We start from the raw sequence: 10,816 nt of genomic DNA on the forward strand, positions 1-10,816 counted from the left end.
GCACAGGGCCGCTGCCACCCGCTCGCCCGCCACCTCCAGGAAGGCCAGCCTCAGGTATCCCTCCTCCGCCGTGGCAGAGGCCATGTCCCGAAAGAAGCCATGTTAATCCAAAAGTTCTACAAATGAAAAACATAATAATGGATATTACAGCAATGGCAAATAGTAGGCTTTTAATCTGAGTTTCAGCTAATTTATTCTCCAAAGCAATGGATAATGATGTTATTCCTGTAATTATGAATGTAAATTTATCTCCAATTGTATTATTGAGATAATCTGAAATATGATTATGAATTCTGTTAGCCATCCCATTAGAACACCAAAGGGATTGAAAGGAAATTCTAGATTCCATATAATCAGGCGATATAAGGCTATCAATAAGCTCTGAATTGCTTATCTCATAATAATCCAACAGATCGCTCTGAGATTCAGGTATTTTATTATCGTTATCATCAGCGTTAAAGGTTTTATGTATCTCCTCAATGTAATTAACGACTGAAAAGGATGTTGAAAATTCATTGATATCCTTTAATATAACCTCTTGAATTTTATCAACAAGCTGCAGACTTTCTGAATGAGTAAAATTATAATCATTTGACTTAGCCTTAATAAGCAATGTAAATGGCAACATTCCCCCAATATTATTCTCAACAAACTCAATATCCTTTCTTATTCTATTATTCCTTTGCAGATAGTTTTTGCTATTTGATTCAAATTTTATCTTTGTAATACCAATAATAAAAATTAATAATATTCCAATCATAGTTATTCCAATCGTTTTGTAGTTACTTGTAGTAAAAATACTTAATCGATTTAGAAATTTTGAAATAATACAATTATCAGTCTTTGAGTCCTTTAATATTTTTTTTGATTTATTTATTATCTTTATTCGCTTATTAAACAGCATAAGTCCACAGGGTAGAAATAAAAGTGTATAGAATAGAGCGATGAGAACACCTGTTGAGGTATAGATGCCTAACACCTTTACAGGTGTGATGCGGCTTGTATAAAAAGAGAAAAAACCTATAGCGGTTGTGGCGCTAGTTAAAAGAATTGGATGCAATAGATAATGAAAGGTACTCCTTATAGCGCTTTTATAATTACCACCATTCCTAATGTAATCATCTCTATAATGTGAAATAAAATGTATAGAATTTGCTATTGCAATTGCAAGAAGTATGGGGCCTAAAATGTTTGTGACCAAATTGAAGGTCTGGCCACAAGCTACAAATAAACCTATACTACAAATAAATATTATAATTAAATTTATAAAACATAGAAATGTTAAGAATAGATTATTAAGCATTATCATTACTATGAAAAAAATCAAAACTCCTGCAACAGGAACCAACCGCCTCATATCTTTCTTAGACAACTCATTAAGTTCAACAGAAAGAAAAGGAATACCCGCATAATGCAATTTAGTATTGCCTGCAACCTCCTGAGTAAATCTTTTTATTTTGTTAACTACCTCCCTTTTTTCATCACCTGGTAATGTATTTAATTCAAAAATTATAGCAGCAGTTTTCATATCACTGGAAAGCAGAAAACCCCTAATCCATTTATTGTTAAGCACCTTAGTCCTTGCTATCAACAAGCTTTCATCATTGACCTCTTTCTCTGGAATAAGTTTAGTAAATCTTATAACATCATCCGATCCTTCAGCCAATTCTATGTCAGTAATGCTATATATTCTCTGTACATCCTTTAAACCTTTTAACCTCTCACTGATTGTTCGAATTAGCGCTATACTCTCCTTTTTCATCACATCATCCTGCTTGAACGCAATGGCTGCAACCTCATCATTGCCGTACTCTCTTTGAAACCTTTGATAATTTATTAAATCTGGATCATTTTTTTCAAAATATATATTCAAATGATAGTAATGCCTGTATTGCATAAAATAATGACCAAATGGCAATGCTATAAGAATTATTAATGCAATAATATATTTATATCGATCTATGATGAAATCTATCATTAAGGCACCACTTAACGATGAAAAAGTTTATTATTTTAAAGGATTAACAACATTTATGCTAATAAGTTAGTCATTCTTATTTCAAAAGTCAAACCAACCTTCGATAATTTGAAGATGTATAATAAAATGCATATTTCACAATTAAAAATATCTATAAAAATTTGACCCTGCTTTTATTTCTTAGTATATTCAAATGGTATTTAGTAATAGTAAAATTATAAAGTTGTATCGGATTAGAGGTATCGAAATGATTACTAAAATGATTACATCTATAATCGCGATCTCTGGAATATTATTACTAAGCGGATGCAAAAACAAAGATATTAACGAAATTTATCTATGCGGACAACTTGAGATCAATGAGGATCATATTGGCCCTGCCTTTATTGCGATATCAAGAAGTGATGATTTTGAGGAGATAATCAACAATCCAGAAAATTCAATTGTTGACATCCTTAGGGTCGAGGATAATGATTACACCTTTAATATTGATCTCACAGGAACCGGCTTTAATGCCGGTGATAAGATCACGATTATAGGATTTGTGGATAATGATTACAACAACGGCCTTCCCTATCCTACGGAGGGCGATTATGTAGGTTTTTACTACGATTCTGCAAACTGGTCATATTCCTATATCCTTAAGGAAGGATATAACGCTGGCATGAATATTAGGATTAATAGAATGGTCTACTCCTTTGAATCAAAGATCAAGGGCATAGTATTTGGCGATTATGAGGGCGATTTAACACTAATAGCCTATGCCGGAGAAATAAATTCTCTCGATGTCAGTGATTTTAATTTCGATAATATAATTGGTTATAACAGACTCAACAAATCTGACTCCCCACTATCATACACCTTGAAAATAATGCCTTATGGATATGATGTGCCTATTCAGAATGTGTTTGTAATTGCCATGCTGGACAGGAATTCTAATGGGAAGCCGGATGCAGGAGACATTATAGGATTTCACACATCGAATGAAAACAAGCTGCCCACACTCATTTCTATTGGCGAAGGTTCATCAAATAATAAAAATATTGAGCTGATGATGGAGATATCCAATCCCTCCGAGTATGACAGATCAATAAGCGGAACCATTGAGATGCCGGGTGGAGAAGCATACGATGAAAAATCCAATCCTGTCTTTTTAGTCATTGCAAATACAGATGATCCCAATCTGATCATTAAAGAACCAGTCGATAGAATTAAATATTTTAAAAAATTGTTGCCGCCAAAGGATGGGATGCAAAGCATTGATTTTAATATTGATCTTTCAAAAACTGATTTGAAGGCGGGTGATACCATATTCCTGCTAGCGCTTTGGGATAAAGATTATACTGGAGGATTTCCAAATCCGACTTTAGGAGATTATGTTGGATTTTATCTTGACATTAATTCAATGAGCCCCTCCTATACACTCAGGCAGGATGATAATGAAGATTTAAGTTTTAGAATAAGCCGAAAGATCTATACATTTGATTCTGAAATCAAAGGCACTATTCTGGGAGACGATATAGGTGAAGCAACAATCATTGCCTATGCCGGAGAGATAAACTCTCTGGATTATAAATATGCTTTTGATGTTGATTCCATAATCGGTTACAAACGGATAAACAAAAATGAAGGAGATTTAAATTATACCCTAAAGATAATGCCCTATGGATATGATCTGCCAATCCAAAATGTATATCTTTTCGCCTTCTTAGATAAAAATGTGAATAAAACACCTGACAGCGGTGATAAAATTGGATTCTATACATCAGCCACTGATGATATCCCTAAGCAGATAACGGTGAAAGAGGGCTCAACAAGCAATAAAAATATTGATATGATAATGGATATGCCGCAGTCATCGGGATATGACATTACACTAAGCGGTAGCTTTGAATGTCCTGAAGCTTATGACGAAAATTCAAAACCAATATATATAATTATAGCACAAACAGATGATCTCAATGCGCTGCTTGATGATCCACATAGCGCAATGAAATATTTCTATCGAATGCCTCCGGGAGAGACCAATTTCAACGTAGCTCTATCATCCACAGATATTAAGCCTGGTGATAAGGTATTCGTATTAGCTCTCTGGGATAAGGATTATACTGGAGGATTCCCGGACCCCACTGAAGGCGACTATATCGGTTTCTTACAGAAAAGATTCGATATTGGATTAGAATTAGAGCTATCAGAAGGGGTGAATCATGTTCCATCTTTAGGACATGTGTTCAGAGTAAATAGAAAAATCTATAACCACAATTCATCCATCACCTTAAATCTAGACATGGGCGATCTGAGTGAAGAGGATTATCAAGATGGAGATAAGGTTATATTACTTGCAATTAAATCTATGGGGATCAATCTATTGCTTAGCGGGAACAGCATCACGGATTATGTTCTTGGATCTACAACAGTGAATATTGATTTTGACACCAATTATAATATTAAAATCTCACCAGCCATTTTAGATGATATGGTCTTAGAGGATCCATTTGGAATAGAAGGAATATATATAGCAGCGATTCTGGATAATAAGCCTCATAATGGACTAATAGATATAGGAGAGAATATTGGATATTATTATTATTATGATTCATTATTACATACTTACTTTCCAAAAACAATGGAAATGTTAACTGATGGAGAGAATATACTCGATGCAGAAGTAAGATTCTCTCCATTCTGACGTTTTTCGATATTAAAATCTAATTTATTAAGGAAGAGTCAAATGAATAATAAACCTATAATATTATTTATAATATCATGCATTCAAATGTTGATTATTCTTTGCCTTTCACTAAATGGATGTAGCGGAGTAAGCGATTTTTTTCAAGATTCCAACAATAATCAAACAACCGGAGAAACTGAGATAAAAGAAAACCATCCACCGGTATTGGAGCCTATAGGCGACAAAATACTCAGCAGGGGAGAGTCTCTTCAATTTACTGTCTCTGCCACTGATCCTGATGGTGATGATATGGTCTATTCAGCGAGCAACCTGCCAACCAGATCGAATTTTGACACGCAAACAGGAATATTTACATGGTCACCGGAATACGAGCAGTCAGGCAATTACCCAGATGTTCTATTCAAAGTAACTGATAATGGAACACCGCCAAAGAGCGACCATGAGTATATTACGATCACAGTGGGGAAAATAAATCGCCCTCCAACAATTGATTCAATAGGCGATAAAGAGATCTATATGGGAGAGATTCTTCAATTTACTGTTTCTGCCACTGATCCTGATGGTGATGATATGATCTTTTCCATAAGCGACCTGCCAGCAGAAGCAACGTTTAATAATTCAACAGGAATATTTAGCTGGACTCCAGGAGCCGGTCAGTCCGGCATATTTACTATATGTTTTACTGTGAATGATACCGGCACGCCTTCAGAGAGTGATTCAGAGACTATCACCATTTCAGTTGGGAATACAAACCGCCCACCAGCCCTAGATCCGATAGGCAATAAAATTGTAAACGAGGGGGAACTACTAGAATTTTCTATCACTGCCACAGACCCTGAAGGAGATGACCTGATTTTTTCTGCAAGCAATCTGCCCAGCGGATCAAGTTTTAATCCTGATACTCAGATATTTAGCTGGACTCCTACTCCGGATCAATCCGGAAACTATGTCAATGTTCTTTTCACTGTGACTGATATCGCCACATTTCCGGAAAGTGATTCAGAAGCTATCTGCATTACAGTAGGAGATATAAATCGTCCGCCAGTCCTTGATCCAATAGGGAACAAAACTGTAAACGAGGGGGAATTGCTAGAATTCACTATCACTGCATCTGATCCCGATGGAAATGATTTGTTCTATTCTGCCAGCAATCTCCCGCTAGGCGCAAACTTTGATATGGAGAATAAGGTGTTTAGCTGGACGCCAAATTATAACGATTCCGGAAACTATAACGATATCATCTTTACTGTTACTGATGATGGAACACCCCCTGAGAATGATTCTGAATCCATCAGCATTTCAGTTGGTGATATTAACCGTCCTCCTGTGCTATATCCTATTGGAGACAGGACGGCCGATGAGGGAGTTCTATTAACCTTCACTTTACAAGCAACAGATATTGACGGCCATAATCTGACCTATTCCGGAAGCAATCTGCCATCAGGAGCATACGTCAATCCTATAACAGGACTGTTTAGCTGGACGCCATCCTATGATCAGTCGGGCAATCATGAAAACATCGTATTAACGGTTACTGATGATGGAATCCCAACAGAGAGCGACTCTGAAACCATCAACATTATGGTTGGAGATGTAAATCGTCCGCCTGTGCTTGATCCAATTGGCGACAGTATAGTCACAGAAGGGGAGCTTCTTGAGTTCATCATCACCGCCAGCGATCCGGATGCCGGCAATACACTCACATATACAGCAGAAAATCTGCCACTGGGAGCAGATTTTGACGCTGATACTCAAGTATTTAGCTGGATACCTGACAATACACAATCAGGCATATATCCAGACATTCTCTTCACAGTGAGTGACGATGGATTTCCTGAATTGACTGATTCTGAGGTAATCACCATCACCGTTATAAATGATTGGTGGGACTCATCTTGGAGCTATAGAAATAGAATCTCCATAACTGAGGAGGCACATAACGGAGATCTAACAGATTTTCAAATCAATATGTTCTTTGATTCTTCAAATCTCAACTTTGATCATGTATCAAGCAATGATGGGGATGATATAAGATTTACCTATTACGACACAATAAATCATGAAGAAATAGAGATCAATTATTGGATAGAAACATGGAACAATGGATTAGAGGAAACATCTATATGGGTGAACGTGCCTCTTATCCCAAGCGGGGGAGAGACCATGCTTTATCTTTACTATGGAAATCAAAGCGCGGAGGCTGTTTCTGATTTTGATTGTACATTTACAAAAGACTTTGATACACCAGGATTAGTTGGCCTGTGGCATATGGATGAGGGATCTGGGAATACTATTGGGGATTCATCCGGAAACAATAATACAGGCACGAATCACTATGCTGGCTGGGTTGGAGCTGATGGTGGAAGATGGGGAGATAGCAGCATAGGCTTTTCAAATGGCGATTCTCTCGATTTTGATGGAGGGTCTGATTATGTATTGGTGCCAGACAACAGTAGTTTAGACCTTATGGACATTACTATTGAAGCGTGGTGTAATCCAGATGATTTATTTGGTTTTCAATATCAATACTTTGTATCGAAGTATGACATCTCGGGCCAAAGGAGTTACGCTTTAGCTGTAGATCAAAGTTCAAATTCAATTCGATTTTTGACAAGTTTTGATGGATATAATTATAACAATCTACAAGGCGGTTCATTAAGCACTGGGACATGGTATCATGTTGTTGGAACATTCGATGGAACAACAAAAAGGTTGTATGTGAATGGAGTATTGGTTAATACCACTTTTGTATCAGGGATATTGCATTTCAGCACAGCGGACTTAACAATTGGGACAAGATCGGATCTCAACAGCAACTATGATTTCAATGGAACTATTGATGAAGTTGCCATTTACGACAGGGCCTTAAGTACTGAAGAAATTAGAGCTCATTATGAGAGGCGTAAACACGTCTCTACTGAACCCACTCTCACTATTGATGAGGAGGAGTATAACTAAATTATTCAAATGTATGCGAATAACCGATTTTCAGGCAATGCAAAGTGATGTTGAAAAAAGTAGTGGACAGAGAAATATTCTTTTGTTTATTGATATGATCAGTTAATACCTGCACCAATGATATTGGTATCATAAGCTTCATTTTACAAATAACGACCTGGACTTCTCGGGTACATACAATGAAAAGGATAAATGATCTGAATAATGACTCACTCATAGAGCAACAGATCAACAAAATATTAGATCACCTCTGTGAACCAAAGTCATATAAGTCAGTATATCACCGCTCTAATCATGCTGTGCCTATGCCATCTATTGAAGACCTTCAAGAGGTTATGGAGCTTATTCGATCCGTCTTATTCCCCGGTTATTTTGGCAATTCCGATGTTAAGCCTGTAACAATGAAATATTATCTCGGCGCTGCTATAAACAGGATATTTATAATCCTCTCAGAACAGATCAAGCGGGGTTTCTGCTTTTCATGTGTAGAAGGCGATAATGCGTGTTGTGATGAATGCGAAGATAGGTCACGCAACATCACACAGCAATTCCTAAATCAACTGCCTCATCTTCGCAGTATTCTATCCGTTGATATCAATGCGGCCTATCAGGGCGATCCAGCGGCGAATAGTGTTAGCGAAGTCATATTCTGCTACCCTACGATCAGCGCTTTGATTCACTACCGGATTGCTCATGCTCTGCATAAACTCGATGTCCCGATCATTCCCAGAATCATTACTGAGATGGCACACTCTGCCACAGGCATTGATATTCACCCGGGCGCAGTAATTGGCGAAAGCCTTTTTATCGATCACGGCACTGGCGTTGTAATAGGCGAGACCTGCATTATCGGATGCAATGTCCGTATATATCAGGGCGTTACTCTAGGCGCCAAGAGCTTTCCCCTAGATAGTGATGGACAACCCATTAAGGGGATTCCACGTCATCCTATCGTGGAGGACGATGTGATAATCTATTCCGGAGCGACAATACTTGGACGGGTGACCATTGGACAAGGTTCAGTTATTGGAGGGAATGTGTGGCTCACTAAGGATGTTCCGCCAGGCACACGGATACTACAATCAAAAGCAACTGAATCAATCTTTGAACAGGGCGCTGGTATATAGACTCCAAATGAGATGTAAGCGCCAAAAGTAAGGATGGTTTCATAATGTCAGATCAGGTTGATTTCGGCCCCTCTATTGATTTAGACATAATAAGAATTAAACAGGGCAAGGCGATTCCTGATAAACAATGCGTTGCAACGGAGGTGCCGCTAACAATTATTACAAATGGCGACGAGATCGTCACCATGTTGTGCACCCCTAGTCATTTGAAGGAGCTAACAATAGGATTCCTCTATTCATCCAGCTTCATCAACTCCTTTGATGATATTAAATCATATACACTGGATTCAACGAGATGGGCCGCATACTGTGAATTGAAGAAAAAACTGAATCCGGATATTATTCATAAACGACTGTATACATCAGGCTGCGGCAAGGGAGTGATGTATACGAACATGAATGAAATCTCCTCCCGCCATCCGCTTCAAAATGACATTACTATCAGTCATGATGAGATTATTGAGATTGCGCGCTGGCTTCAGCATTGTTCCATACTCTACCGCTCCACCGGAGGCGTTCATACTGCAGCCCTTAGCGAGAAGGGATCCATTCCAGGAATACATATCGATGATATTGGAAGGCATAACTCAGTTGACAAGGTCATTGGCAAGGGATTGATGGAAGGAATAGATTTTTCAAGAACAGCGTTAATAAGCACGGGACGGATATCATCGGAAATATTACACAAGGCCAGAAGAAGCGGCATCGCTATTACCATATCCCGCGGCGCGCCTACTCATCAGACTATTCTGCTTGCCAGAGAAATGGCGATCACTGTTGTGGGATTTGCGCGTGGTGGAGGGTTCTCTATCTATTCAAAAGAGGACAGGATCCGCTTATAGTAATCCCACACTACGCAAGACAGCAGCACAACAAGGCGCTGCGCATAAGGGATATTATAAACTCCATGCCCCATTCGCAATTAGCGCAAAAGACATGAGAAGGCGGGAATATTCATATTTATCAACTATTGTAAGCTCATACTCTTTTCGGAAAGAATAGTAGTATCAGTATAATGTCATCCCAGCGAAAGCGGGGATTTATCTCAATCTATACTTTTTAACAGAGATTCCTGCATTCGCAGGAATGACATCCCTCAAGAAGAGCCGATAGTCCATCCCTACCCCACTCACTTAATGAGTGGTTACTGTTATTATTGCTGATGGGAAATTACTGTATAAATTTACCTCTTCATTAAACTCATAATTGAAATCATCAACGCTATAAGAGAAATTATGAGTGATAATAACCATGTTTTATTTTCTCTAAAAATTGTAAACACCCAACAACTATCTGTCGCTGCCATGACACCTTTATCCGTTGCAACAACCTGATCATGCTTATATTCAATATATTTATCAGCTTTTAGTCTCTGTATTGCAATTCTAAAACATATATCTCTACGATTTATCTCTTTTTCAGATTCAAAATTATTTTCTTTCCAATCTGATTCCAAGCACAAAAGACCAAGTTCACCATCATTAAATCCATTTTCACCATATCTTTCATGTATTTCACAACCAGCAATACGATTATTTGGAGAATTATGTTTATTAAGCCTGTCAGCTAAACCTTGGGGATTATTCCAATAATCGTAAACATTTTGTAAAACCTTTCTTTCCATTCATGAAATAAACATCACTTCCACCTCAAATATCGCAATTATCTAACTCAATAAAATGCTCTACTGACCACGACCTCCCGCAGGCACATAACCATGAAATAAGAGGGATGTTTTTAAACCGCCCCAGCAAATCTCAGGTAAACAGCATATCAGGCTGGTATTGGCCGCAATCATCGCAAAGCGACGCCAAGTCGATTCCTTGCCTTTGGATATCAATTATTTATCTCATTTGAAGAATGTCCAAATCCAGGGACTTGCTCCCCGATTTTAGGGATTTCTTCCCCCAGTCAGAGGAACAACTCCTCAAAGTAGAGAATTCACTCCTCAAACAATGTTGCAAAGTTACCGATAATAATTACAACACTACTGCCAAGGGCCTATCTTGGCCATCAAAACAAGCATAAACAAAACAATATTGATACAACCATAGATTTTTA

The 10,816-nt window shown here is 37.9% G+C and carries 6 protein-coding genes; 4 read left to right on the plus strand and 2 right to left on the minus strand.

What is annotated here, in order from left to right; all coding sequences use genetic code 11:
- A partial coding sequence (locus tag SVZ03_05030) for an efflux RND transporter permease subunit (protein MDY6933573.1) occupies positions 1-1,978 on the minus strand: 1,978 nt, incomplete at its 3' end.
- Between the two features lie 247 nt (positions 1,979-2,225).
- Here SVZ03_05030 and SVZ03_05035 point away from each other — a divergent pair.
- From SVZ03_05035 to fdhD, 4 genes are all read left to right on the plus strand, one after another.
- Complete coding sequence (locus SVZ03_05035; GenBank protein MDY6933574.1) at positions 2,226-4,667, plus strand: hypothetical protein; 2,442 nt, start codon at positions 2,226-2,228, stop codon at positions 4,665-4,667.
- Between the two features lie 42 nt (positions 4,668-4,709).
- Positions 4,710-7,628 (plus strand): DUF2341 domain-containing protein, encoded by a 2,919-nt coding sequence (locus SVZ03_05040; protein ID MDY6933575.1) that lies wholly within the window; start codon positions 4,710-4,712, stop codon positions 7,626-7,628.
- Between the two features lie 179 nt (positions 7,629-7,807).
- A complete protein-coding gene (gene epsC, locus SVZ03_05045) occupies positions 7,808-8,755 on the plus strand; it encodes a serine O-acetyltransferase EpsC (protein MDY6933576.1) in 948 nt (315 codons plus the stop codon).
- 44 nt (positions 8,756-8,799) lie between these two features.
- Positions 8,800-9,597: a formate dehydrogenase accessory sulfurtransferase FdhD gene (fdhD, locus tag SVZ03_05050; GenBank protein MDY6933577.1), complete on the plus strand. Its 798-nt coding sequence runs from the start codon at positions 8,800-8,802 to the stop codon at positions 9,595-9,597.
- Between the two features lie 341 nt (positions 9,598-9,938).
- On the opposite strand, the gene SVZ03_05055 is transcribed toward fdhD, so the two are convergent.
- The gene (locus SVZ03_05055) at positions 9,939-10,379 is read right to left on the minus strand and encodes a hypothetical protein (GenBank protein MDY6933578.1); all 441 of its coding nucleotides are present in this window, start codon (positions 10,377-10,379) and stop codon (positions 9,939-9,941) included.
- Positions 10,380-10,816 lie beyond the last annotated feature (437 nt).

It is taken from the genome of Spirochaetota bacterium (assembly GCA_034190085.1).
Lineage (GTDB): Bacteria > Spirochaetota > UBA4802 > UBA4802 > JAFGDQ01 > JAXHTS01.